Genomic DNA, 25,774 nt, shown 5'->3' on the forward strand with positions numbered 1-25,774 from the left:
CTTAAAGAGAGTTGTTTATTTATGTTAGTATATTACGAGTGAAATCAGGTTCTTAACGATTTTATCAAGTATCAAGCAAAATAATTCAGAAACGAAGAAAGGACAGCACTAACATGGAAAACGTATCAAATGTAGATAAATTGGAATCAATAAAATCCTTACAATCGACAATCAGTAAACTCGAAAATGCCTTGTCCCAGATGACTAAGAAAGGCGCAAATACTACCTTAGTAAAGAAACGACTCAAAGCTATTTACATCGGCTTAGCCATGCTAGAAAACGTTTGGAATCAAAGACCCCATCATTACACCCATGAAGATTTAGCAGAAGCTCGCAATGTTCTTACTGGTTTATTTCCATCAATTGAGAATATTTATGCTAAGTCAAAGGCAGGTAGTCCCCAAAGAACGCTTTTAGAAAGAAGAATTAAAGCATTGGAACTAGCTGTTCAAGCAATTGATGACCTTTCCAATGAATAACTTATCTAACTAAATAGAGTAACGTGTAGTTTTAGTTGTAGAAGAATTAAGTTATTTTAAGATTGAGAACACACCTTTGTTATTCCATTAAAGGGCGTGTTTCTTTAATAAGAATCGCTTTTCTTAATGAACTAACGGGTGCTTTACTTCAATTGGGATTAATGTATTTTTCTTATTCAACTAACGCAGCAGGTTAGTGCAAGAGGGAAAATAATAATTCATATAAAATATGGTGTGTTAAAATACATACTAAACATAAAGGGGGAAAAATAATGTTTATACATAAAATTGATGAAGATGTATCTTTAAAATTAATTGAATTGAATGATGCTGAAAGAATTTTTGAACTTACCGATAAATCAAGAAACTATTTAAGAGAGTGGCTACCTTGGCTTGACTTCACTACAAGAGTCGAGGATTCAAAAGAGTTTATCCAAAACAGTTTAAAAAGTTATGCTGAGAATAAAAGTATAAATACCGTTATTTTATTCAAAGGGAAAATCGTTGGTGTGGCAGCCTTCAACAGTATTAACTGGTCAAACAAAACAGCATATATAGGCTATTGGCTTAGTGAAGAATATCAAGGAAAAGGAATTATGACCAAAGTTGCTAAGGCATTAACTGATTATGCGTTTAGCCATCTAAACTTAAATAAGGTAGAAATTAGGGCAGCTTTAGAGAATAAAAAAAGTAGAAGCATTCCCGAAAGATTAGGTTTTGTAAATGAAGGAAGTATCAGGCAAGCAGAATGGTTATATGACCATTTTGTTGACCACATCGTTTATGGATTGTTAGCAGATGAATGGAATAAAAATAGATAACCTTATTAAGCTAACGGGTGCTTTACTTCAAGAAGAGGTAAAGCTTTTTTCTTATTGAACTAAAGCAGCGGTTTAGTTCAATAAGAAAAAATGTAAAAATAACTTAAAATTGGAACTTCATTTCGAACGTATGAAAGTAAAGGGTAGGTTAGTGAAAGAAGAAATGTAAATCTTTTACAAAAAAATAACTTTAAGTACAGTAAATCACAATTCATTTTACATAGAAAATGATAATGGGTTGCTTAGGCAACTCTTTTTCTTATTGCAAAAAACGAAGCAGTTTAGATTAATAAGGTGTATATTTGTACTTTTAATATTGAACCCAACTTCAAATATTGATAATATTAGAACAAACATTCTTTTTTTGGAGGGTAAATAATGCAACTATATTTTTATGATGATAGCTTCAATCATTTAATTGAACAATATAAATTAACTGAAGAACAACTCCGATTTACAGGTACACCTAATGAATGTATTAAACTTTCTAATGAGGATTTAAATCGTCATTCAATTTTAGCTTTAGAAAATGATAAGCTCGTTACTTTCTTTGTACTACATAGAAATGATGGTGTAAAACCATACACCGATAATGATAAATCAATTTTAATAAGAGCTTTTTCAACAGATTATCGTCATCAAGGTAAGGGATATGCCAAAAAAGCTTTAATGCTACTACCTGATTTTGTGAAGAAAAATTTTAGAGATATTAATGAAATTGTATTGGCCGTGAATTTAAAGAATGAAGTCGCACAAGGATTATACAAGAAGTGTGGATATATTGATGAAGGTGCAAGAAAGATGGGGAAAAAAGGAGAACTTATAATTATGAGTTATCATTTATAAACTAAGATGGCACTGTAGAACACTACATTAAATTAGTAAATTCTTATTCAACTAACGAGGTGCTTTAGTTAAACAAGACCTTTATTTCGATGGTCCATTTTTACGTCCAAAACATCAGGAAGATTTCGGCTAAAGCTACATTAAGAAGCACTTTTATCACCATTCTCGCCTCCGCAATGCAGAAAAAATCTTTTATTGACCAATCGGTACAATAATTATATACTTATATAAAGTAAAGTGGTATGGAAAGGAGACACTCATGAGCAAACGGGGTAGGCCAAGAGACTTTAAATACGACAACATTATCGATGCAGCTATGAAGACATTTTGGAAAAATGGATATGAAGCATGCTCCACACAAGACCTGTGCAAGGATACTGGTCTTGGCAAAGGCAGTTTATACAATACGTTTGGAAGTAAGCATGAACTGTTTAGACAAGTGTTGGAGCGGTATCAAGCCAATGGAATTCGAGACCAATTAGCCTTGCTACAAGGACCGATATCTGTGAAGACACGTTTGCACAGCCTTTTAGCGTGGGCGATGACCGAGGATTTTGAACAAGCTGATCAGAACGGATGCTTGCTGATTAATGTGAGTTTAGAACGACCACAAGACCAGATGGTAGAGGGTTTCGTAAGCAAACATGTTGAAAAGCTGAGAGAAGCTCTCGTTAGCGTAATGGAAGAAGGCCTTCAAACGAAGGAAATTTCTAAAGGCAGTTCAGCTGAGGAGCTGGCAAGCCTGTTTTTGAGCAGTTATTATGGATTGCGTGTGCTGAATGCTTCTATGAAAAATCGAGACCTGTCGAATCAAATAGCCACTGGAGTAATTGAGTCTATCTTTAGCATCTAGTGTGCTTTTTTTTACCTTATTTATGTACTGAACATTACAAAATTAGGAGTGATTATATGCCAGCAGTTATATATGTATTGGCTTTTGCAATTTTTTCAATGACAACATCTGAGTTTATGGTGGCTGGTATGATGCCTGAGTTAGCAGAAGCTTTTAGTGTATCCATATCCAGCATTGGTTTTCTAATAACTGCGTTTGCAGCGTCAATGGTCCTAGGAGGACCGATTTTAACAGCTATATTGCTTAAAATCCGTAGCAAACAAGCGATTCTAGTTCTTATAATTGTTTTTTTTATTGGTCAGACACTTGGCGCGCTTTCTTGGAACTACGAAGTGATGATGGTTGCTCGTATTATTACAGGGACCGCATCTTCCGCAACCTTTGGCATTGCCATTTCGCTTTCTGCATCGTTAGTTGGCTCTGAATTAAGAGGAAGAGCCGTATCAGTGGTTCTTGCAGGATTAATGATTTCCATGGTTGTAGGGCTGCCTGTAACGACCTTCATTTCTCAAGAATTGGGCTGGCGCGTCAGTTTTTGGGCGGTTGCATTGCTAGTATTTGTAGCAGGCATTATCATTTTATCGAAATTGCCTTCCTCTCCAGCACCCGGCCCTATCCTGTTTAAGAAAGAGTTGGAGCCATTTCGCAATCGCCATCTATGGGCGGCCTATGTAACTAGTACGCTTATCATCGGCGGCACTTTCGCTGGCTTTAGTTTTTTCACTTCCATATTTACGGACATATCTGGATTTTCTGAATCAAGCGTTCCTCTTTTGCTTTCCCTATATGGCGGCGCTACTGTGATTGGAAATATTCTTATTGGACGCTATGCCGATCGTTTTACAATGAGAATACTTTTTGTGGGACTCATGATTTTATTCGCGGCAATGATGTTATTTGCAATTGGCGCCGAAACCAAATGGATTGCCATTATTGCTATTCTATTGATTGGCTTGACTGGGGTTTCATTGAATCCAGCCATGGCTACACGAGTGATGAAAACCGCAGGTAGCGGGACAATGATTAACACCGTCCACTCATCTTTTATTACTCTTGGGGTAGTCATTGGTTCCTCATTAGGAGGAGTAGCCATCAGTGGGGGTTATGGCCTTCACTCACCTTTATGGATTGGCGCCATATTAGCCGCATTAGGTCTGCTATCCTTACTGCCCTATTCTAATTTACAGGTTACTGAAACGAAAAGGAAAAATTAGACTGTATTGTTGTAGCTTTGTAGAAAAGATTGATAATTTGTATTAAAGTTTGATTATTTATAATAAAGATTGATTAAAATCACCTCTTTTTACTTAGAGGTGATTTTTTATTGGATATTTATGTTAATATCACTTCAGTTTGTGAAAAGATGTACTTAAACTGAAGATAATTTATTTAATTAAGTAGATTATTTTCTTCAAGTTACAATCTAAAATTTCTTTTATGAGACCGAGTTTTAGACCTACTTACTAAGTGATTTAAGGACAGTGGCCATATTTTAGTTATTCCATTAAAGGGCGCAATTCCAAGTGTGAATTTGCGCTATTTCTTTATCTATCGGTCCATATTCTTTAGGAAAGATCCTGAAAACTCCTTGATTTTAAATAATTTAATTTGTTATAATTAGCACCAGGTATTAATACTAACTTATAATTTAAATGTGGGGTGGAGCGAATGATAGGTGCGAGAATAACAGCTATTGGGACATATGTACCTGAAAAGAGATTAACAAATTTTGAACTTGAGCAATTGGTCGAAACAAATAATGAGTGGATTATTCAAAGAACAGGAATTCATGAACGTAGAATTAGCCTTTCCGAAGAATTTACAAGCAATTTATGTATATCTGCTGTAAAGGATTTAATGCGCAGATATAATAAAAAAGTTGAAGATGTAGATATGATTATTGTAGCAACAAGCACACCAGACTTTCCTTTTCCATCTGTCTCAAGTATCATACAAAACCAATTAAATATATCTCAAACAGGTGCTATCGATTTAAATGCAGCATGTGCAGGATTTGTTTATGCCTTGCATACAGCACACAGTTTAATTTCTTCTGGGCTCCACAAAAAGATATTAGTGCTTGGAGCAGATACAATCTCAAAAATTACAGATTATACCGATAGAAGCACATGTATTTTATTTGGTGATGGGGCTGGTGCGGTATTAGTTGAAAGAGATGAACAATCAAAAAGTTTTATTGGATTCCATCTAGGAAGCGATGGGAGAGGAGCACAACATGTATATCGTTCAGGACTATCAAAAATGGTCAATGGAATTGAGTTAATCGATACTCAATATCTTGTACAAAATGGTAGAGAAGTTTTTCGATGGGTTGCAAGGAATGTTCCCACCAACATAAGAGAGCTTTTAGAAAAATCACAAATGAGTTTAGATCAAGTTGATTGGTTTATACCTCATAGTGCTAATTTAAGATTGATAGAGCCAATTTGTGAAAAATTAGAATACCCAATGGAAAAAACCCTTTATAGCTTAGTGAACTTTGGAAATACCTCTGCTGCTACAATTCCTTTAGCTCTTGATCTTGGAATCCGTGAGGGAAAAGTCAAAAATGGAGATCGAGTTCTCATGTACGGTTTTGGATCTGGTTTGGTTCACGCTGGACAACTTTTAGAAATAAACTTTGACGAGCAAATTAATACTCCAACTCCACTGTAACCTATAATTGAGCATGTTAACTAACAAGTAAATTTTGTTTAAGAACAGGGGAACCATGTTTTCTTCCAATTTGGCGCTATTGTTTAATAAGCAACTCTTTTCTTCTTCAACTAACGGGTGCTTTACTTCAAGAAGGGGTAAAGCCTTTTTTCTTATTGAACTAACGGGGCAGGTTAGTTGAATTAGAATAACTTCTATAATTTGGATATTCCTTTAAAAAGAGTGTTTTGATAGTCGATTAGTTAAACAAGGGACAGATTACGTATTGGGGTGTATTGAATGAAAAAATTTCTAATAATTGGGTTGGTAATTTTATTTCTTGTTCCGATTTATATTGTACAAACAAAAAAACGCTCGTACGAAAATAAAATTGAACACTTCCTGACAGAAGAGATGTCATACGTTAAGGAAGATATACAGTCCATTGAAGGTAAATGGCATCTTGCAGGGTTGCCAAGTTATTGGGTTAACGTCATTTTTTCAGATGAACCAAATATTGTGTATATTTATTTTGCTCACGATAATGTACGGATTGGACAGTATGATTATAATTCAATAGATTCTACGATTCTTTCAACAGATAAATTAAAGCATTACGAGCCATACGAATGAAATAAAAAGGGGTGACTATAAACTATTGCCTTTTGAAATAATTAATTTTATTTCCTCAGATACATGATGATATTTTATATGTTAGTTTGTGAAGGAATGAACTTAAAGTAACGGGTGCTTTACTTCAAGAAGGAGTAAAGTTTTTTTCTTATTGAACTAACGCAGCAGGTTAGTTGAAGAAGCAGGAGTTTTTAGAAACATATAGAATTAATTAATACATGATTGATTTTTCATGTTGGAGGATTCTTATGGCAAAGTACATGCTACTTCTCATTCCAATTTTCTTATTATTCGTTTTTATTTGGGCATTTAACAGTTTGAAGAACTCAAATACTGAACCTACACCTCATATTTGGTTTTCACTTTTTCTTTCTATTTTAATATCAATTCAAGCGATAATAGGAGCTATTCGGGGATTTAAAAAGATTAAAAAATCCTAATTCAACTAACGGGTGCTTAAGTTAAGAAAGACCTTCTTTCGAAGGTCTTTTTTTTTACGTCCAAAACATCAAGTATATTTAGGTGATCCATTGTGAAATGTTACACCTAAACTAACGGGGCAGTTTAGTTGAAGAAGAAGGTTTTTTTGCGATTGTGTTGAATAAGTTAATATATGTAAATTATGAACAAAAGGGGTGCTTTACTTCAAGTCTGTGGGTGGCACTTTTTTCTTGAACTAACGAAGCAGTTTAGTTGAAGAAGAAGGTTTTTTCGCGATTGTGTTGAATAAGTTAATATATGTAAATTATTGAACAAAAGAGTGCTTTACTTCAAGTATAGGGCGGAACTTTTTTCTTGAACTAACGCAGCAGGTTAGTTCAAGAAAGAATGTCTAAAATAAAGTTTATTTAACCCAATTTTTAACTATATTCATTTTTTTAGATATTGATGTCATATCAATCTGAGCTATAAAAATGCCAAGAATAACGATACAACAACCAATAACATCACTAAGGATAAAAAGCTCCCCTATAAAAAGAACAGCAAACAAAGCAGCAAAGATCGGTTCCAGAGCAAAAATTAATCCAATATGTGTTGGAGTTGTGTATTTTTGAGCTATACTTTGACAAATAAATCCTACAGCACTACAAAGTATTCCTAGTCCTAAGATTGCAATCCAAGAGTTTAATGTAAATGGTAGAGAAGGATTTTCTAAGATGACACTACAAATCAATCCCATAAGCCCAGCAAAGCCTAATTGTAAGATACCAAGAGTCATGGGATCATCTTGCTTAGTTAGTTTTCCTGTTAAAATTATGTGTATTGCATAACAAAATGCACCGATTATACATAAAAGGTCTCCAATATTTATACTGAATGGTTGCTTTAATGTCAATAACCCAATACCAGTCAGAGTAAATACTAAACCGACAAGAAGTTGACAAGACGGTAAACGTTTAATTAATATACAATTAATTAACGGTACAAAAATAACGGTAAGACTTACAAGAAATCCAGCATTAGATGCGGTAGTCTTACTCACACCAAATGTAATGAATGTAAAAACTCCGAACAATACAGCTCCTAACATAAATGAGGAAATAAACGCTTGTTTAGTGACCTTCATTAGCCGTTTATAAAATAGAATTCCTGCAATTAAAAAAGCAATTAAAAATCTAAGAGAAATGATGTTGAAAGTCTGAAGAGACATAAGCCCCATTTTCATAAAAACATAAGATAATCCCCAAAAAATATTTACGACTACCATCATAATATTAGCTTTTGTTTGATAACTCATTAACTACAATCCAATCTTCTTATTATCCCATAGCTCATTCCTAACATAGTCATTAAATTAATTTTTTCCGTAGTTCCTCCGCAGTTAATAATGCTTCTGCATCTTGATAGATGTCTTCGGGTTTGTTCCCATTTCCAAGAATATACCCCGTAAATTCGATTCCTATAAAATCAAAAATATACTTAAACTGTTGAATCATAGGCAGTCCTTTTATGAATGGTTCATCTCCTCCGACTGCAATCACAAATGCTTTTTTTCTTGCCATATTATCTTTGAAATTAGGATATTTAGAGTCTTTTAAAGTCTGGGACCATCTATCAATAAAGTTTTTCATAATTCCTGACATGCTGTACCAATAAATTGGAGTAGAAAATATTAAGATATCATGCTGCAGAATACGATTTATAATTAAATTATAATCATCATTTCTATCTTGAAATCCATTTTCGGAATGTCTCATGTCTATAATTGGCAGGATATTATAATCCCTTAAGTATATTTTCTCTGTATCTATGCCGTGAATTACATGTTCTGTCAGTATATCTGTATTTCCATTTTGTCTAGTTCCCCCATAAATTATCGCGATGGTCATGAAAAACCTCTCCTTTTCTAATATCTAATTTGTTTCCTAATTACTTGTATCTTATAATAAAATTATAAAACGAAAAAGATGATTATTCCGATTGAATCAATCGAATTAAACGATTAACATGAGGTGTATTTTATGGAAATCAAACAATTGATTACTTTTAAAACTGCAGCAGAAAATTTGAATTTTACACAGACAGCAAAAATTTTAAATTTTGCACAATCAAGTGTAACAGCCCAAATAAAATCTCTTGAGGGTGAAATAGGTAAGCCATTATTTGAGCGTTTAGGAAAACGGTTAATTTTGACTGAAGCCGGGCAGCAGTTTAAATTATATGCTGAAAAGATGATCATACTAAGTGAAGAAGCAGTAATGATAGCAAATGGAGAAGATGAATCAGTAGGTACTCTTACAATAGGGGCACAGGAAAGCCAGTGTACATACCGATTACCTCCAATTCTCAAAGAGTTCAAGGCTAAATTCCCAAAAGTTAAGCTTGTTTTTAGACCCGCAAATTCTGACGAGATGGCAAGAAGGCAGTTAATGGAAGGTATTTTAGATGTTGCTTTTATTATGGACACAAGTAGGCCAGAAGAATCTTTAAGAGTAGAGAAGCTTATCGAGGAGGAGTTGAAAATGGTGACCTCACCAAACAATGCAAAAAATGTGCTATCGTTATCAGATCTTAAGCATGAAACACTTTTGTTTACAGAAGCTGGTTGTTCATATCGAAGAATATTGGAAGACTCTTTAAACTCAAAAGGAGTATATCCGTTAGATAAAATAGAATTTGGTAGCATAGAAGCAATTAAACAATGTGTATTAGCAGGACTAGGCGTGGCACTATTACCGGAGATGGTAGTTGAAAAAGACATTAAAGAGGGAAGAATGAAGGAATTACCATGGAATACTTCTACATCTCCACTTTTTACGCAGGTTGCTTGGCACAAGGATAAACGCATTACACCTCCTTTGGAGGAATTTATTAATTTAACTCGTAAGACATTTTTATCTAAATGATTTTATTTTCAAATGAATTGTTATATTGTGTTATTCAACTAACGGGTGCTTTAGTTAAACAAGACCATCAATTCGATGGTCTATTTTTATGTCCAAAACAAAGTAAAATTCGGTGATCAAGTGTGAAATGTTACACTTAAACTAACGGTGCAGTTTAGTTTAAGAAGGCTAAGTAATAACTTTGGTTGTTTTTTGTTGTAATCTTTATAAGGAGGAGGTGTTATTTTGAAGAAAAAATATATAGCTCTTCTTATTGAATTGGCATTAGTTATGAATGTAATATGTGTATATTTGTTTTTTTACTTTTGGGAAATGAAAGCTCAAGGAGAGTATAGGAAATATGATAAAGGGGTTACTGTTGAGGTAAATAATTTGAGTAATCAAAGTCTACCTGATCTGATATTTTCATATAGCGTCAATAAGAAGGATTATAAAGAGGTAGGAACTATAAAAAGTCTAAAAGCTGGAGAAGTAACCCAAATAACTGGAAGCAGCAAAGAGATAAAATCAAGTGATACAAGCTTATATTTGCATTATTACATTAATAATGGTGGAAAAGCAGTGGATAGTTTAGCTTATTTTTATACTGCGGAACCTACAAAAGCTGTCATTGTTTTAAATATCCATGAAGTAAAACCTCATGGATTTTTAAAGTATGAATATAGAGGTTATAATGGCTGGGATAAATATGGGCCAGATGAAATTAACTATTGAATAATGAATTTATTATTCAATAGTAAGATGTTAAACTAACTAGCGGGTGCTTTAGGTTGAAAACACGAACTGATAAGCGGTTCTTTTTTCTTATTACGAAGTAGGTACTGTCGAATATTAGGAGGCTATAGGATTTGAAATATAAAACAGTTCTATTCTGTTTATTAGTATTTGTTCTTTTATTTATATTAGTTATGTTACTACCTTTTTTACAAGAGCCTGATGTTTATCAAAATTATGAAGAAGGCGTTACGATAGAGATAAATAATTTAAGTGGAAGTGACCTAGCCAATCTTAATTTTTCATACGGTTATGTAGAGGATACAGTCACAGTCTATAAAGAAATAGGCAATATAGAACGATTAAAACCTGGGAATACCTCAATAATAAAAACAAAAAAAAATAAAAATTTAAATAATAGAGGAAGGGATACAAGCATTTACATGAACTATAAGCTTTTAAATGGTTTTGAAATAAATGAAAATTTGGTATACTTTAATCCTCCTCAACCAGATAAAATCGTTCTTATAATTAATATTAATCAAATAGATAGCTATGGAAATATAGATTATGATATAAGAGGCTTTGATGGAGTACGATCATTTCCATCTTACTAAGAATAGCTGTCGAGTAAACCCTATTTCTTTTTTGAAATGCTATTCTTGCCAGGAGATAAATTAACCCTTAACTTCATCCCATCAGCTTTGTAAATTGCTACTTTTCTAGGCTTAGTGAAATCGCTAAAGTTGATGCTGTATAACACTCTAAAATAAATCAATATGCCAAATGAAAAATTTGATGAATTGGCAGAATATTGTCGGATACTAGATGAAAGAGAAGCCACCAACCGATAACTCGGAGGGTGGTTTATTATTAGGCAATATTAAAGGGAAAGGTTGATTTATCGTAATATGATATGACGACACCTGCACCATGTCTAATATTTTTTTAATAATAAGCTCAAGTTAATTGGATATTTATGTTAATATTTGAATAAGATTGTGAAGAAATATACTTAAACTAACGAAGCAGGTTAGTTGAATAAGAGATAAGCGCAAATAAAGAGGATTTTTATTTTCTAAATCGAATAATTTAAGAGGTCTTGGTTTTGACTTAAACCAACAAGTTCTTAAATTTAGTATTAAGGGGAGAAAAGATAAATTGATTATTCGTGAATATACAGATACTGATGAAAAAGGTTGGGTACGATGTAGAACGCTATCATTCTTAAATACAGCTTATTTTGATAATGTTCTAAATAAAAAGGAAAGCTATGAAAATCCTGCAATCGAACTAGTTGCAGAATTAAACGGACAAATTGTTGGTCTCATTGATGTAGAGTATGAAAAGGAAGAAAAGACAGTTTGTTCAAGAGGAGAAGGTTTAGGAGGAATGATTTGGCATATTGCAGTTCATCCAGATTATTATCGACAAGGAATTGGCGAGAAACTTCTTCAAGAAGCGGAAAAGCGAGCAATCAGTTTAGGTTTAAATCGTTTTGAAGCGTGGACTAGAGACGACCGTTGGGTACAGAACTGGTATGAAAAAATGTTGTTTAATAAGGAAGATTCATACTACCATATTTACTTTGAAGGAAATGAAATGAAAAATAGAATTCAAAGTACCATTCCTAAACTCTACTTAGTCAATTCATTCACACATTACGTAGGAGAAGAGATTGAGCAATTTAAAACATCCAATCAACGAATTCATGAATGTGTTTGCTATGAAAAATATTTGAATATTATATAGTGCTTGTTCAACTAACGGGTGCTTTACTTCAAGAAGGAAAAGTATTTTTCCTTATTGAACTAACGCAGCAGGTTAGCTTAATAAATATCAGATTTTGAATAGTTAATTTTAAATTTAGAAATATGTTATTATTTCACATTAGAGTATATTGCTTTAAATAATTTTAAAAGAACTTTGGAGGAACAATATGAATATAAAGTTAGCTACGCTAGAGCAAGTTAATCAAATAGAAATTTTATATCAAGAGCTTTTTTTAAAAATGTCAAACTTTCAGCCCAAATATATAAAGCCTGCAAAGCAGGATGTAGAGTTTATAAGGAAAACAATCAATGAAAAGGATTCGGATATTTTATTAGCTGAAATTGATAACTGTACTATAGGTTTTTTACTTATTCAAGAACTAATCACACCATCATATACTTGTTTGGTTGAACATAAATACGCATTTATTCCAGATATAATTGTTGGAACCAAATATCAATCTCAAGGAATTGGTTCAGCTTTGTTATTAGAAGCAAAAAAATGGGCTGAAAATCGAAAATTAGATTACTTAGAGTTGAATGTACTGTCTGAAAATATTGGTGCTATTACTTTATATGAAAAGCAAGGATTTATAGATGTGAGCCATACAATGCGCTATGAATTTAATTGAAAAGACATAGGGAGTATTAGTGTGTTAAGAAACTAATTAATTCTGTTCAGTAATTGGGTCGTATTGGTAAAAATCAGAAGGAATTTTTGAGAAGGAAGTTGAAATTAATGATATTCTTCAACTAACGGGTGCTTTAGTTACACAAGACCATCATTTCGATGGTCTGTTTTTTTATCCAAAACACCAAGTAGATTTCATAAATCCATTTTGAAATATTACACTTAAACTAACGTAGCAGTTTAGTTGAACAAAGGGGTTATTTTTATAAACGCAGAAAATATACATTGAAACGATGTAGGGTTTATAATTAATAATTTTTAAACAACCGGTGCAAGAGTTGTTGAATAAACATGGTTCGGCAGCTCTTTCTCTTATTGCAGCAAGCCTTATTGACCTATCAGGGCAGAAATTACAAAAGAGGGATTTGTAATTTTATGTAGAATTAGAATATGTCTGGCTATTGATTTTTTTTATAGCCGAAACTTATGGAAGGGGTGACATATTGAAAATGAAAGAATTTCAAAATAGCATGCTAATGAGAGGGATTACTTCTTAACTAAGGTATAATCCTCTCAAAGGTAATGGGAGGAAAAATAAGAGATGATGAAATTAGAAAACATGGTACAAGTATTAGCTTCCGATACTGTCGCCCAGAGACTCATTCAATTCTGGGAATACGACGAGGGAACACTGGAACTGTGGCGTGCAAGTTCAAACTTTGTGTATGCTTTTGAACGTAATCAAGTTCAATATTTTTTGAGATTTAGTTTTGAGCAAGATAAATCTATTGAACAATTAAAAGCTGAGTTAGAGTATATGCAATATCTACACTTAAATGGATTTCCAACTGTAACACCAATTCAATCAATAAGTGGAGAACTTATTGAAACACTAATGACTCCTGAAGGAACGTATATTGCTGTTGTCTTTAGTGCAGCTAACGGAATTAATTTGAATTCCGATACAATTACCGATAAACAGATGGAGGAATGGGGAAAATCACTAGGCTCATTACATTGTTTGGCAAAAAAATTCGAGCCTGGATCTGAAAGAAGAAAAAGTTGGTTGGACACAGTACAGTTCATGGAAAGTGTATTTCAAAAGCATCCAACGGAACTTATTGCCCTAGAGGAGCTAGACAGGGTTACCGCTTGGCTTCAATCGATACCTACTGGAAATGATGTGTACGGATTGATACATTATGATTTCCAATTAGATAATATCTTTTTTGAAGAGAATAAGAATCATAGTTTCAATGTAATCGACTTTGATGATGCAATGTACCACTGGTATGCACTTGATATCGTTACAGCCCTTGATGATTTTATTGACGATGACAATCCTCATTCAAAATTAATGATTCAGTCTTTTTTGAACGGATATCGTTCCAAAATGGTCCTAGAAAATGATGTAGTGGCTCAATTTCCACAATACCAAAGATATGCAAACTTATATAAGTTCTCCAAATTATTAAGATCTATGGATTATGAAGAAATTAATGATACTCCACATTGGTTTGATGAATTAAAGGTAAAGTTAGTTCGTGTTGCAGATGAATTAAGAAAGACCTTTCAAATATCATGGTAAAAGGATACATGAAATTATACATGCACCTTGTAGTTCATGTTGCAAAGAAGAGATTGTGAAATATTGTACTATAACTAAAGGGTGCTTTAGTTAATCAAGACCATCATATTTCGGTGGTCTATTTTTACGTCCAAAACATCAAGTATATTTCGGCGATCCATTGTGAAATGTTACACTTAAACTAACGCAGCAGTTTAGTTAAATAAGGAACGAGTTACCAATGCATAAGTTTTAATATTTTGAGATAATTAAAAAGTTTCAAGGTAAGAGATAAAACTTAATCTATTTAGAAATAATTTTTTAAATAATGGAGGTGCAAAATGACAAGTATTACGGGATACACTTGTAACTGCTGTGGGAAATATCATGAAGAACTTCCTACAAGTTATGGAAGCCCTGCACCAGTTTATTATGATGATGTTGCACCTGAAGAACGTAAAGACAGGTTTAAATTAGATGATGACTTATGCATTATGGATAATGAACATTTCTTTATTCGTGGATGGATTGAAATTCCTATTATCAGTACAGATGAACATTTAATTTGGGGTGTATGGGTATCATTAAGCGAAGCTAATTTTAATAAAACAAGTGCAATCTGGGACAAACAAGAATTGTTGGAACCAATGTTAGGTTGGTTATCCACCGCTTTGCCTTGTTATCCTGATACTGTGAATTTAAAAGCAAGGGTTCATTTTAGACCAAATGGAATTAGACCTTATATTGAACTCGAACCAACCGACCATCCCTTAGCAGTGGAATATAGAAATGGGGTAACCATTGAAAGGGTACAAGAGATAGCTGGTGAACTATGTGTTATTAGTGATAATCGAGAAAAAAAGTAAACGTTTTGAATCTATGCTTCTTCAACAAGATGTGCGTTAGAAAAACAAGATCATCATTTCGATGGTCTATTTTTCATCCAAAACATCAGGTAGATCTCAGAAATGCATTGTGAAATGTTACACTTAAACTAACGAAGCAATTTAGTTTAAGAAGGAAACGGTCTTTACAACGTCGAATTTAATTACATAAAAACTAACTCTTAAATTAAGGTGGGGCATATGGGTAGAATTCCAACTGGACCAATTATTGAAGGTGGAAAAAAAGCAGGTAAAATAATTAAAGAAAACCGCAAAGAAATTATGGCAGTATTAGGTTTATTGAGTGCTGCAGGAAAGGTAATAAAAGAAAATACTGTTAAGAAAAAAGAATCAAACAAAACTGAAGGAAAATTGCATCATAGGAAAGGGCGTTATGATCATTATAAAATTAAAATACTAATGGAATTGGATAGCCAAAACAGGAATGAGCTTTTTCAATATATACTTGAAGTAAAACAATTTATTCAACAGATTAAAAATGAAGAAAATAAGGAATTGGGAGTAAAAAAGCCTATTCATAAAAAAAGAATTAAAAATTGGAATGATATTCTTATTCAAATTAAAGATAAAATGTATACAAAAGATTATCTTGAATTTATTAAAATTTATAACAACCCAAGTTATCATAGTGAATATTTTAAAGGTTTTGAGGGTCTTGTTGAGAAATTTAAAAAACTAAATAATCGAGAAAAACATGATGATTTATTGAAATATATTGCAGAAATAACAAATAGGAGCATTGAGCAAATCAAAAAGGATTTTTCACTAACCGACTAAAATATACTCCTTTTTTTGGAAGGTATATATCTATTGATCAATTATTTTTAAACTTTTTTAGAGTAGTAAGGATAGTGAACGATACAAAAAACTGTAATAAAAACCGTGAGACTTATTCAATTAATTGTGGCAATATTACTTAAGACCAATACAGATAAATCTTATTCAACTAACGGGTGCTTTAGTTAAATAAACTGGGTTGCTTAGGCAACTCTTTTTTCTTATTGAACTAACGAGGCAGAATAAATATTGAAATTAAATGTATTTTTCATCTTCATATGGAGCTTTTTTCTTTAGTTTGTGGAAAATGGTGTTAGAATAAATAATGTTGTATACGTAGTCTTTAGTTTATTTTTTGGGGGAAGTATATATATGAAAACAATTGCAGTTTACTGTGGTTCTAGTACGGGAAATGATCCCAACTATATGAAGGAAGCAAGAAATTTAGGGAAGTTTTGGTGAATAATGGATTAAACCTTGTCTATGGAGGAGCAACAGTTGGTTGAATGGGTGCAGTTGCTGATGCTGTGATGGAAGCAGGTGGAAAGGTAATTGGCGTTATACCTGAGAAGTTAAAAAATGTTGAAATAGCACATCAAAAACTATCTGAACTTCATGTCGTTAACACTATGCATGAAAGAAAGGCATTAATGGCAGAGTATGCTGATGGGTTTATTGCATTGCCTGGCGGTTCTGGGACTTTAGAGGAATGGTTTGAAGTATTTACTTGGGCTCAACTAGGATACCACAATAAACCTTGTGCATTACTCAATATCAACAATTACTACACACCAATTTTATCTCTTTTTGATCATATGATCGACCAAGGATTTGTAAAATCGGAGTATAAAGATTTAATAGTCATTGACAATAATTCAAAAGAGTTAGTAAAAAAACTTAAGGATTACAAAAGTACCTATATACATAAATGGTAATAATAAAATTAAAATAACTTCAGAAATAATTAAAGAAAGAGGAAGAAATCTTGGAACAGCTGCTAAAAGAAATTAAGTTACTCAGTGAAAAAGAACCAAAAACGTTAGAGCAAATGGCATTAAAGCTATCAGAGGAAGTTGGCGAAACCTCTCAAGCTGTACTATCTTACATAAAAGCAAGTGGAAGTGAGTACAAACAATTAGGAATCGAAGATGTAAAAGAAGAATGTATTGATGTTATTTTAGTAGCCTTAGCTATGTTTTACAAATTATCCGAGAACGATAAAGAATTACACGAGTTAATTAGTAAAAAGTTGGATAAATGGGAAAGCAAAATCAGTTAACGAATTTTCGTTCGTTTAGTAAAATAGTAAAAATTTTAATTATACCTTCTTTAACTAACGGAAGTATTTGTTCAACAATGCTTTGCAATGATCTTCAATAATCGGGCGCTTTCCTTTAGGAATGTGTCTTTTACTTTTTGACCAGAATAGGAAATGGATTTAAGGAAAAACTCATTTTAAATAGGGAAACAGACCAAGGGTAATGAAGTGACCCCTAAAAGTTAGACACGGTTATTTCATTAGGCAGCTTGGTAAAAATGAGTTCGGTATTGCACCGGACTCATTTTTAATTTTGCCTTCATCCGTTTCGTGTTGTAATACATAATATACTTTTCTAATTCGATTTTAAAATGCTCCACACTTTCAAACTCCTTTAAGTAGAGGAATTCCGATTTCATAATGCCGAAGAAATTCTCCATCACAGAGTTGTCGTAACAGTTTCCTTTACGAGACATACTTTGTACAATACCCCTACATTCTAATGCGTGACGATATTGCTTCATTTGATAATGCCAGCCTTGGTCTGAATGCATCAGTAGTTGGTGGTCCTCAGGTAAGCGTTCTAAAGCTTTCTCTAACATTTCTGAAACAAGTGAATACGTTGGTCTAGAGCCGATTGTATACGTAATAATTTCTCCGTTAAATAAATCTAAAACAGGCGATAAGTAAAGCTTCTCGCCAAGTAGTTTAAACTCCGTAATATCCGTTACCCATTTCTGATTGGGGGTATCTGCAGTAAAATGGCGGTCTAAAATGTTTGGTGCCATCTTACCAACAGTACCTTTATAAGACCTATATTTTTTCATACGCACAACACACTTTAGACCTAGCTCTTTCATAATGCGTTGAACCTTCTTATGATTTACTTTTTGCCCACGGTTCGCTAGCTCATCGCGAATACGACGGTATCCGTAACGACCTTCATGCTCTTCATAAATCGCTTTAATTTCAGCTTTTAAATCGGCATCTGAATCTGGACGGTTCATTCGCTTCACTAAATCATAATATGTGCTTCGTGGAATGCCAGCGAGCTCAACGAGCTCCTTCACCGGATATTTATGCCTTAATTCATAGACTACTTGTATTTTGTCTTGTTTGGTGATTTTTCCTTGTTTTGAACTAAGGCATTCAACTTTTTTAAATACTCGTTTTCCATTTCAAGTTGCTTAATGCGTGCTTCAAGCGCTTCGAATGACCCTTCAACTGGAACTCGTTTTGATTGTTTATTTGACTCTTTTTTCATAGATGGACGCCCCTTTTCCTTTGATTTCAGAGCGTCAATACCAACTGTGTTGAACAATTTAACCCATTTATGTACCGTTGATGGGGATGGGATGTTAAAAATCGCAGCTGCTTCATTAGGAGTTACTCCAAAATCATTTATAAAGTTTAGTACACCAATTTTAAAGTTCAAATCATAATTTGTATAGGAAGAACGAAAAGCTTCTACTCCATTTGCTTTATACTGGGCTACCCAATCCTTTAACGGACTTAAGCTAATATTAAATTGATCAGCTATAGTTTTAAATGAATCTGTTCCCTTTAGATAGGTTAAAACTGCCTGTAATTTTAATTCTGAACTATATTTTGTCATAGAAAAAATGCACCTCCAATTGTTAGATGGTGTCTAACAAATGGGGTGCAGTTCATAATGACTCGGTCTGTTTTTTTAACTATCAGATCTGTTTTTCAGTAATGTAAGTTTTTACAGTTGGTGGTTCATATGTATTGAATTTATCAAGGATCCCTTTTGGTTCACTATCGACTAATGCCATGTTACGGTACTTTTCATGTAAAAACTGTTCCTCTGACATATGATTAAATAACGCAATAAGAGGATCATAATAATGATTTATATTTAAGAGACCACATGGTTTATGATGGAGCCCTAACTGAGCCCAAGTAAAAATTTCAAAGAACTCTTCTAAAGTTCCTGGCCCACCAGGCAAAGCTATAAATCCATCAGCAAGCTCTGCCATTTTCGCTTTTCTCTCATGCATTGAATCTACGATGATCAGCTCTGACAAGTTTTTATGAGCTATCTCTCTATTATCTAGAAAACTTGGCATAACACCAATTACGTATCCTCCCTCATTCAGAACTGAATCTGCAACAGCACCCATAATTCCAACACTCGCTCCACCATAAACAAGTGCAATATTTCGTTTAGCTAGTTCTTTACCAAGTTTTTTCGCACCTTCTAGATAGACATCAGATGCTCCGTTACTCGATCCACAAAATACGGCTAACTTTTTCAATATATTCGCCTCCTAAAGAATCACACCATTAAAGATTATATAATACTTTCATTTTTTTTGTTAAACTTAAAGTATTGAATTGGAGGTTAGATGAAAATGAATGTAACTGAATTTCAACAATGGGTAAAGGATTATTATGAAAGTAGGGGCTGGTCTGAGTTAGACATATTTATTCGTATTGGCTTTTTAGCAGAAGAAACGGGCGAGGTTGCACGAGCTATAAGAGCTCTTGAGATTGGTAGGGATAGGCCTGATGAAATAAGGGGCTCTTATGAGGAAAATAAACAGGAGTTAACTGAAGAGTTAGGAGATGTACTGGGTAATTTAATTGTGATTGCAAACAAGTACAATATCCCACTAGAAGAAGTGTTTCAGTCACATAAAAAGAAACTCTCAGATCGTTATTCTAATGATTAGACAAATAAACCTTTTTTCAACAATAGGGCGCATTTCTTGAGTAAGTGCGTCTTTTTGAATTGGGCCAGATAATTTAATAACACTTGGAAGATAATTTGGATACTTATGTTTAAAAGTAGAGATTGTGAAGAAATGTACTTAAACTAACGGGTGCTTTAGCAGAACAAGAGGCTGCCTTGAGAGGTAGCTTTTTCTTATTGAGCTAACGCGGCAGTTTAGTTGAGGTAGGTATGTAGTAATCCAGAAAGTTCTTTGGAGTGAAAATAGTTGGATGGAAAAACAAATATTTGAGGTATGGCTGGTATAGGATACGATATCTGTAGATTAGTGGTTTGAAATAATGTTGTGGTATAATTGGGAAAAAAAGGAGTGAAATTATGAAAAAGATAATTCCTTCAGTCTTATTATTAGTCTTAGCCTTTACTACTTTTTTTGTAAAAACAGAAGCTGCAATGCCTACAAAAATTATGTGGGATAACATGGAGCTTAAAACAGGACAAATAGGTAGGGTTACGATGTTAAAATCAGGATTTACCATATCTAAATATGAGAATGGTGAATTTCGTCCAGCTAGAGTTGTTAAAAAAGGAGAAGTATTTAGAGTATACGGGATAAAAGTAGCTACTTATGCAACTCACTTAGATTTAGGAAATAATTTATGGGCATACCATAGTAGCCATAGAAGTGATGGTAGTCATGTTTATCTTCAAAAGACGGTTAATTATGAGACACCCTCAAAGTCTAAATTAGCGTTGCTAAAAGAGTATAGTAAATAATTTCAGAAGAACCAATTATTTTGTTATCTTAATCAAATTACGGGTGCTTTATTTAAAAAACATCGGGTAGCTTACGCTGCCCTTTTTCTTATTGAACTAACGGGGCAGTTTAGTTCAATAAGAACTTAAATTTTTTTAAATAATACCTTGTATTATATAGTAATATATATTATAACCATTATAGGAGGTGGACAATTTTGGAAGTAAATAAAGAGGTTTTAAAAGGTCATATTGATACGATAATTTTATCGTTACTACAAATCAGAGATATGTACGGATATGAGTTAGCTAAATTGGTTCGAGAAAAAAGCGATGAACAGTTTGAATTGAAAGAAGGTACGCTTTATTTATCTTTAAAACGATTAGAAAAAAATAAATTTATTGAATCTTATTGGGGCGATGAACAAGGACCAGGGGGCAGAAGGAAATATTATAAACTCACGCGATTAGGTGAAGAAGGTTTTGAACAAAAGCGTTTGGAGTGGGAATTTGTTAAAAAATTGATTGATTCCTTTTTGGAAGGAGGAAAAAGATATGAAGCAAATTGAAGGATTCGTTGATTCTGTATATCAAAATGTAGGAGGAAATAAAAAAGAATTACAAGAATTAAAAGCAGAAATGAAAAGTTATTTGTTAGAGGCAGTTCACGAGTTGAAATTAGAGGGGAAATCAGAACAGGTGGCAGTAGAAATTGCCATTAAACGTTTTGGTAAAGAAAATGAATTACGTTCTGCTATTAGTGAGATATTTGAAACTCAAAAAGTTTTTGGAAAAATGCTTCTTTATATAGGAATAGCTATTTTACTTCTTTCAACTATTGTATTTAGCTATTTCTTAAGCATTGGAAACCAACGTACAAGTGAACAATCAGAAATTGCTTACGAAATTGGAGATATTGTTGAAAGTAACCCAGAATTATCAGAAGCAACAGAAGAGAAAATAGAAAAGTTGTTAAACGATGCCGTTTATATAAAAAAAATGAATGTTTATCTAAATGAAGATAGAGAAAATCCTGTGTACGAATTAAATAAAAGTACAAATCAAACCTTCTCATTGATGTATAGTGATTTGTATTACGGAAGTGGTGATATAAATAGTTTTATAGAAATTAAAGTTCTTGATTATCGTAACATTGGATTTCTTACCATGTTCTTTGGTTTTACATGTTTTGTAGTGCTTTTCATTATTTGGGCTATCATAAACATTTATCATAAGAAAAGAAAAACTGTTTAAGGACACTAACGGGTGCTTTACTTCAAGAAGGAGTAAAGTCTTTTTCTTATTGAACTAAAGGGGCAGGTTAGTTGAATAAGAGAAGGAGAGTTTTTATTATGTGGAGGTCATGCAAGGCACATCAAACATCCTTGTAAAAAAATAATATACCTTCTCTTATGGGCATCTACCGTTAATGAGTAAAAAAGTAAGACAACAATATGAGAATCAGGAAAAATGCCTACATCTCTAAAGATATAGGCAGGGGATATCAACATCAATCTGTTTTTAATAGTGAATAAATATTGATGTCAATAAAGTTTCCTTTAGATTTTTCGTATTGTCTTAGTGTTCCTTCAAATGTGAAATTTAATTTTTTTAATACCTTGATAGAATTTACATTTGCAGGTTCTACCTTGGCTTCGATTCTATTTAATTCTAATGTTTCGAAAGAATAATTAAGCAATGCGAAGATACCTTCTGTAGCATAACCCATGCCCCAATAGGCTTTAGCAATATCATAACCAATTTCGGCCTTTGCATTTTCAAAGTCTATAGAATTGAATCCGCACGTACCAATTATTTCGTTGGATTCTTGTTCAATCATGCTGTAACGAATAGCTTTACTAGCTTGAGCCAATTCCTCAAGCTTTTCAATCATTTCTTTTGCTTGAACTTCATGTGTAAAGCTAGAGATGTTCATGAATTTAGTGACATCTGGATCAGACCAAATTTTAAATAAGCTATGTGAATCTGATACTTCCATTTTTCTTAAATGCAATCTTTGGGTTTGTAGTTCATTTATCAATACTTTACCTCCAATTTTTTTAATCAGTTGGATGAAAAATATTGCCATCTACGCATAGTTCAGTCCCTTCAAGTTTGGTTTTATTATACAGTGAGTAAACAAATAAAGGAACCTTAAAATAAAAAGCGAGAGTGTGCAGGCACTACAACCTAAATTGAAGGGTGTCCTTAATAAGGATTGATTAAAGAGTGATAATACACATTTCGAACAAAATGCGTATTAGAAGCGAAGGTTCTTGTTCAACTAACGAAGCAGTTTAGTGTAAGAAGATATGAAACTTTTAGTAGTAAGATGCCTATTCAATAATTTAATAATTAGGGGGGAGTTACTTGGGGAATAGAATTTCATTTTTAGTATTTTTCTTATTTACCGTCTTATTAATCTCTGCATGTGGAAATAGTTTGGGACACAATGGAGAATACCCTTATGGAGATTATGAAGATGATAAAATGATAGGAACTGTATGGGAATTAAGAAAAGTGAAGGCAGTATTGTTGTTGATATTTCTGAATGGGAAAAACGAGATAGAAAGGATAATACAACAGATGAAGGTTATTCTTATACAGCAAAGATAACCGAAGAAACAGTCATTAACCACGAGGATGGTACAGAATCATCTATTGATGATATTAAAATGGGGCAAAAAGTGTTAGTTAATCCACCTAGAGGGAATGATTTTGAAAGTCATCCAGATGAAATTACTTTACTTGAAATGTCTTACGAGGAAAAATATTCACGGCTTCTATCGCATATAGACGGGTTTAATATAGTTGTCATGTATGAAGTTGGAGAAACATTACCTATGGGGATGCAAGATTCAATTTACGGCGAAGTATTGAACATATTGGAAGGCACAGAACACAGAGCAGTAGCTGCATGGGTAGAGTACAATCCAGATTACATTGTAGATTATAAAGATGAATTCGATATTGAACAATTTCCAGCAATTCTTGTATTTAACCAGGAAGAGGTTCTTTTTAAAACATACAATGTTAATGAATTATATGATTTCTTTAAAAATTTGAATAAATAATAGTATAAGGTTTTTAGTTTGTGAAAAGATGTACTTAAACTAACGGGTGCTTTAGTAAAAGAACTTGGGGTTGTCATAGGTAACTCTTTTTCTTATTAAACTAACGCAGCAGGAAACTTTTTAGAAAGTTTCCGATATTATCGTATATGCTTCCTCTAACAGTCGCTTAAAGCATCCTCAATCTCTTAAGCTAGTTATTATTTTACAATGATCAGTGAAGTAAGATGGTTATGTCATATGAAGAAAATTCGTGAAGGTAACAAGGTTACTCTAGATATCCAAGTTAAGTTCCCCACATTACCCGAGATATAACTGGCTATTATTAAGTTCACTCAAAATACTTTCTCTAATATTATATGTATATTTTACAGCTAATTAATGCATACTTCCTCTAGGCTCAAAGTACAAAGGGAGGAGAATTCTTAATGAGTTTCAATAAACCTATTCCTAACTCTTCCGAATCTAAAGATGTTCCCTCTACTATAGAACCATTACATACCAATCTTCTAGAAAATATTCAACAGATAAAAGAAACACTTGGAAATAGTAACGATATCATTATTCGTGAAGTGCATGTTGGTAAAACAGAAAAACAGCTAATTGCAATTATTTATACAGATGGACTAGCTGATAATGGGATAATTACTGATTTTATTTTGGAGTCGCTAATGTTAGATTTGGATGCTTCACCCACCTTACGATCAACAGATGTCATCCAATTTCTAAAAGACAGTTGTTTGACAGTTGGTGATGTGAAAGATATTACTGATTTTAAAGCATTTTACAGTGCCATTTTAACTGGTGAAACGGTAATACTGATTGACGGACATGCAAATGGGATATCTGCAAGCACCAAAAGTGCTAAGGATAGAGCTGTTACGGAACCTACTACAGAATCTGTCATTCGAGGACCTCGTGAAGCATTCACAGAAACTTTACGAACAAATACTGCTTTGCTTCGTAGGAAGATTAAAAGCCCTAATCTTTGGATAAAACCGAGGGTAGTTGGGCGAGTGACTCAGACGGACGTTGCGATCATGTATATTAACGGAATTGCTAACGATAAAATCGTAGAAGAAGTTCTTACACGTATTGACCGTATTGATATAGATGGAATCTTAGAAAGCGGATATATTGAAGAGTTGATACAAGACACTACATTTACACTTTTTCCAACTGTCTATAACTCTGAGCGCCCAGATGTCATTGCATCAGAACTATTAGAAGGTAGAGTGGCTATCTTTGTGGATGGTACACCTTTTGTTCTTACAGTCCCTGCTGTGTTTACTACTTTTTTACAATCTGCAGAAGATCATTATCAACGTTCAGATATAAGTAGTCTTATTCGAATTTTACGGTATATTGGAATCGGTATTTCTTTAGTAGGTCCATCTCTTTATATCGCAATCACCACATTCCACCAAGAAATGCTGCCAACACCTATGCTAATTAGTTTAGCTGCCCAACGAGAGGGTGTTCCATTTCCTGCTTTTGTAGAGGCAATAATAATGGAGCTCGCCTTTGAGATTTTGAGAGAAGCCGGGCTTCGTATGCCAAGAACAATTGGCCCGGCAGTCTCAATTGTTGGCACAATTGTTATTGGGCAAGCGGCAGTAGAAGCTGGCATTGTTTCAGCAGCAATGGTCATCGTTGTATCTTTAACAGCCATTTGTAGTTTTCTTTTTCCTGCTTATGCACTCTCTAACGCTATTCGTGTATTGCGTTTTCCATTAATGTTGTTAGCTGGTATGTTTGGCTTGTTCGGTATCATGATTGGCATCATTACACTAGTCTTTCATCTATGTAGCCTCCGTTCATTTGGAGTTCCATATATGAGTCCTTTAGCACCATATATACCATCGGATCAAAAAGATGCAATTCTTCGTTTTCCACGTTGGGCTCTATTAACTCGTCCACGTCTAATAAATCAAAAAAATATTATTAAAGCAATAAAACCTTCAAATAAAAAAACGAACACTCGAAAATAAAAA

29 protein-coding genes are annotated in these 25,774 nt (G+C 33.3%); 24 read left to right on the top strand and 5 right to left on the bottom strand.

Annotated elements, in window-relative coordinates:
* The first annotated feature begins 113 nt into the window (after window positions 1–113).
* The 8 genes from AM499_RS04555 (at window position 114) to AM499_RS04590 (ending at window position 6,727) form a co-directional block, all read left to right on the top strand.
* The gene (locus AM499_RS04555; protein ID WP_053589089.1) at window positions 114–479 is read left to right on the top strand and encodes a hypothetical protein; all 366 of its coding nucleotides are present in this window, start codon (window positions 114–116) and stop codon (window positions 477–479) included.
* A 272-nt stretch (window positions 480–751) separates the two neighbouring features.
* On the top strand, window positions 752–1,300 hold the full coding sequence (locus tag AM499_RS04560; RefSeq protein WP_053589090.1) for a GNAT family N-acetyltransferase: 549 nt from the start codon (window positions 752–754) through the stop codon (window positions 1,298–1,300).
* A gap of 378 nt (window positions 1,301–1,678) precedes the next feature.
* On the top strand, window positions 1,679–2,146 hold the full coding sequence (locus AM499_RS04565) for a GNAT family N-acetyltransferase (protein WP_053589091.1): 468 nt from the start codon (window positions 1,679–1,681) through the stop codon (window positions 2,144–2,146).
* A gap of 259 nt (window positions 2,147–2,405) precedes the next feature.
* Window positions 2,406–2,999 carry a TetR/AcrR family transcriptional regulator gene (locus tag AM499_RS04570; RefSeq protein ID WP_053589092.1) on the top strand — a complete coding sequence of 198 codons (594 nt, stop codon included), beginning with the start codon at window positions 2,406–2,408 and terminating at the stop codon, window positions 2,997–2,999.
* A 56-nt stretch (window positions 3,000–3,055) separates the two neighbouring features.
* Entirely contained in the window at window positions 3,056–4,213 is a 1,158-nt protein-coding gene (locus tag AM499_RS04575) for an MFS transporter (protein ID WP_053589093.1), read from the top strand.
* 454 nt (window positions 4,214–4,667) lie between these two features.
* Complete coding sequence (locus tag AM499_RS04580) at window positions 4,668–5,675, top strand: ketoacyl-ACP synthase III (RefSeq protein WP_053589094.1); 1,008 nt, start codon at window positions 4,668–4,670, stop codon at window positions 5,673–5,675.
* 279 nt (window positions 5,676–5,954) lie between these two features.
* The gene (locus AM499_RS04585) at window positions 5,955–6,287 is read left to right on the top strand and encodes a DUF3139 domain-containing protein (protein WP_053589095.1); all 333 of its coding nucleotides are present in this window, start codon (window positions 5,955–5,957) and stop codon (window positions 6,285–6,287) included.
* Between the two features lie 248 nt (window positions 6,288–6,535).
* Entirely contained in the window at window positions 6,536–6,727 is a 192-nt protein-coding gene (locus AM499_RS04590; RefSeq protein WP_053589096.1) for a hypothetical protein, read from the top strand.
* A gap of 404 nt (window positions 6,728–7,131) precedes the next feature.
* On the opposite strand, the gene AM499_RS04595 is transcribed toward AM499_RS04590, so the two are convergent.
* On the bottom strand, window positions 7,132–8,025 hold the full coding sequence (locus tag AM499_RS04595) for a DMT family transporter (protein WP_053589097.1): 894 nt from the start codon (window positions 8,023–8,025) through the stop codon (window positions 7,132–7,134).
* Between the two features lie 52 nt (window positions 8,026–8,077).
* Window positions 8,078–8,617, bottom strand: a complete 540-nt coding sequence (locus AM499_RS04600; protein ID WP_053589098.1) for a flavodoxin family protein — start codon at window positions 8,615–8,617, stop codon at window positions 8,078–8,080.
* A gap of 132 nt (window positions 8,618–8,749) precedes the next feature.
* On the opposite strand from AM499_RS04600, the gene AM499_RS04605 reads away from it, so the two are divergent.
* The 10 genes from AM499_RS04605 to AM499_RS04650 all read left to right on the top strand — a co-directional run bounded on the left by AM499_RS04605 (window position 8,750) and on the right by AM499_RS04650 (window position 17,279).
* Complete coding sequence (locus AM499_RS04605) at window positions 8,750–9,634, top strand: LysR family transcriptional regulator (RefSeq protein ID WP_053589099.1); 885 nt, start codon at window positions 8,750–8,752, stop codon at window positions 9,632–9,634.
* 225 nt (window positions 9,635–9,859) lie between these two features.
* Entirely contained in the window at window positions 9,860–10,348 is a 489-nt protein-coding gene (locus AM499_RS04610) for a hypothetical protein (RefSeq protein ID WP_053589100.1), read from the top strand.
* A gap of 134 nt (window positions 10,349–10,482) precedes the next feature.
* Complete coding sequence (locus AM499_RS04615; protein WP_053589101.1) at window positions 10,483–10,965, top strand: hypothetical protein; 483 nt, start codon at window positions 10,483–10,485, stop codon at window positions 10,963–10,965.
* Window positions 10,966–11,509: 544 nt separating this feature from the next.
* Window positions 11,510–12,100, top strand: coding sequence for a GNAT family N-acetyltransferase (locus tag AM499_RS04620; RefSeq protein ID WP_053589102.1), 591 nt, complete (start codon window positions 11,510–11,512; stop codon window positions 12,098–12,100).
* Window positions 12,101–12,287: 187 nt separating this feature from the next.
* The gene (locus AM499_RS04625) at window positions 12,288–12,752 is read left to right on the top strand and encodes a GNAT family N-acetyltransferase (protein ID WP_053589103.1); all 465 of its coding nucleotides are present in this window, start codon (window positions 12,288–12,290) and stop codon (window positions 12,750–12,752) included.
* Window positions 12,753–13,352: 600 nt separating this feature from the next.
* Window positions 13,353–14,339 (top strand): phosphotransferase enzyme family protein, encoded by a 987-nt coding sequence (locus AM499_RS04630; RefSeq protein WP_053589104.1) that lies wholly within the window; start codon window positions 13,353–13,355, stop codon window positions 14,337–14,339.
* A gap of 320 nt (window positions 14,340–14,659) precedes the next feature.
* On the top strand, window positions 14,660–15,184 hold the full coding sequence (locus tag AM499_RS04635) for a DUF2199 domain-containing protein (protein ID WP_053589105.1): 525 nt from the start codon (window positions 14,660–14,662) through the stop codon (window positions 15,182–15,184).
* A gap of 219 nt (window positions 15,185–15,403) precedes the next feature.
* On the top strand, window positions 15,404–16,000 hold the full coding sequence (locus AM499_RS04640) for a hypothetical protein (RefSeq protein ID WP_053589106.1): 597 nt from the start codon (window positions 15,404–15,406) through the stop codon (window positions 15,998–16,000).
* Window positions 16,001–16,506: 506 nt separating this feature from the next.
* Complete coding sequence (locus AM499_RS04645; protein ID WP_442853782.1) at window positions 16,507–16,935, top strand: LOG family protein; 429 nt, start codon at window positions 16,507–16,509, stop codon at window positions 16,933–16,935.
* A gap of 50 nt (window positions 16,936–16,985) precedes the next feature.
* Window positions 16,986–17,279 (top strand): MazG-like family protein, encoded by a 294-nt coding sequence (locus tag AM499_RS04650; RefSeq protein ID WP_053589107.1) that lies wholly within the window; start codon window positions 16,986–16,988, stop codon window positions 17,277–17,279.
* Between the two features lie 239 nt (window positions 17,280–17,518).
* Here AM499_RS04650 and AM499_RS21180 read toward each other — a convergent pair.
* Together AM499_RS21180 and AM499_RS04665 are read right to left on the bottom strand one after the other, a co-directional pair.
* Window positions 17,519–18,873, bottom strand: a protein-coding gene (locus AM499_RS21180; RefSeq protein ID WP_156316747.1) for an IS3 family transposase whose coding sequence is annotated in 2 segments (ribosomal slippage) — window positions 17,519–18,420 and window positions 18,420–18,873 — 1,356 coding nt in all. Because the reading frame shifts where the segments join, the coding sequence is not laid out codon by codon here.
* A gap of 82 nt (window positions 18,874–18,955) precedes the next feature.
* Window positions 18,956–19,537: an LOG family protein gene (locus AM499_RS04665; RefSeq protein WP_053589110.1), complete on the bottom strand. Its 582-nt coding sequence runs from the start codon at window positions 19,535–19,537 to the stop codon at window positions 18,956–18,958.
* A gap of 96 nt (window positions 19,538–19,633) precedes the next feature.
* Here AM499_RS04665 and AM499_RS04670 point away from each other — a divergent pair, with 96 nt between their 5' ends.
* From AM499_RS04670 to AM499_RS21580, 4 genes are all read left to right on the top strand, one after another.
* A complete protein-coding gene (locus AM499_RS04670; RefSeq protein ID WP_053589111.1) occupies window positions 19,634–19,954 on the top strand; it encodes a MazG nucleotide pyrophosphohydrolase domain-containing protein in 321 nt (106 codons plus the stop codon).
* A 377-nt stretch (window positions 19,955–20,331) separates the two neighbouring features.
* Window positions 20,332–20,730, top strand: coding sequence for a hypothetical protein (locus tag AM499_RS04675; RefSeq protein WP_053589112.1), 399 nt, complete (start codon window positions 20,332–20,334; stop codon window positions 20,728–20,730).
* 197 nt (window positions 20,731–20,927) lie between these two features.
* Complete coding sequence (locus tag AM499_RS04680) at window positions 20,928–21,278, top strand: PadR family transcriptional regulator (RefSeq protein WP_053589113.1); 351 nt, start codon at window positions 20,928–20,930, stop codon at window positions 21,276–21,278.
* Window positions 21,265–21,963 (top strand): permease prefix domain 1-containing protein, encoded by a 699-nt coding sequence (locus AM499_RS21580; RefSeq protein ID WP_156316748.1) that lies wholly within the window; start codon window positions 21,265–21,267, stop codon window positions 21,961–21,963. The genes AM499_RS04680 and AM499_RS21580 overlap by 14 nt, the downstream gene beginning before the upstream one ends.
* A gap of 256 nt (window positions 21,964–22,219) precedes the next feature.
* On the opposite strand, the gene AM499_RS04690 is transcribed toward AM499_RS21580, so the two are convergent.
* Complete coding sequence (locus AM499_RS04690; protein ID WP_053589114.1) at window positions 22,220–22,750, bottom strand: GNAT family N-acetyltransferase; 531 nt, start codon at window positions 22,748–22,750, stop codon at window positions 22,220–22,222.
* 463 nt (window positions 22,751–23,213) lie between these two features.
* On the opposite strand from AM499_RS04690, the gene AM499_RS04695 reads away from it, so the two are divergent.
* Window positions 23,214–23,783 carry a hypothetical protein gene (locus AM499_RS04695; RefSeq protein WP_053589115.1) on the top strand — a complete coding sequence of 190 codons (570 nt, stop codon included), beginning with the start codon at window positions 23,214–23,216 and terminating at the stop codon, window positions 23,781–23,783.
* A 425-nt stretch (window positions 23,784–24,208) separates the two neighbouring features.
* Window positions 24,209–25,771: a spore germination protein gene (locus AM499_RS04700; RefSeq protein ID WP_053589116.1), complete on the top strand. Its 1,563-nt coding sequence runs from the start codon at window positions 24,209–24,211 to the stop codon at window positions 25,769–25,771.
* The last annotated feature ends 3 nt before the right edge of the window (window positions 25,772–25,774 follow it).

Source organism: Bacillus sp. FJAT-22090, from assembly GCF_001278755.1.
GTDB lineage: Bacteria > Bacillota > Bacilli > Bacillales_A > Planococcaceae > Psychrobacillus.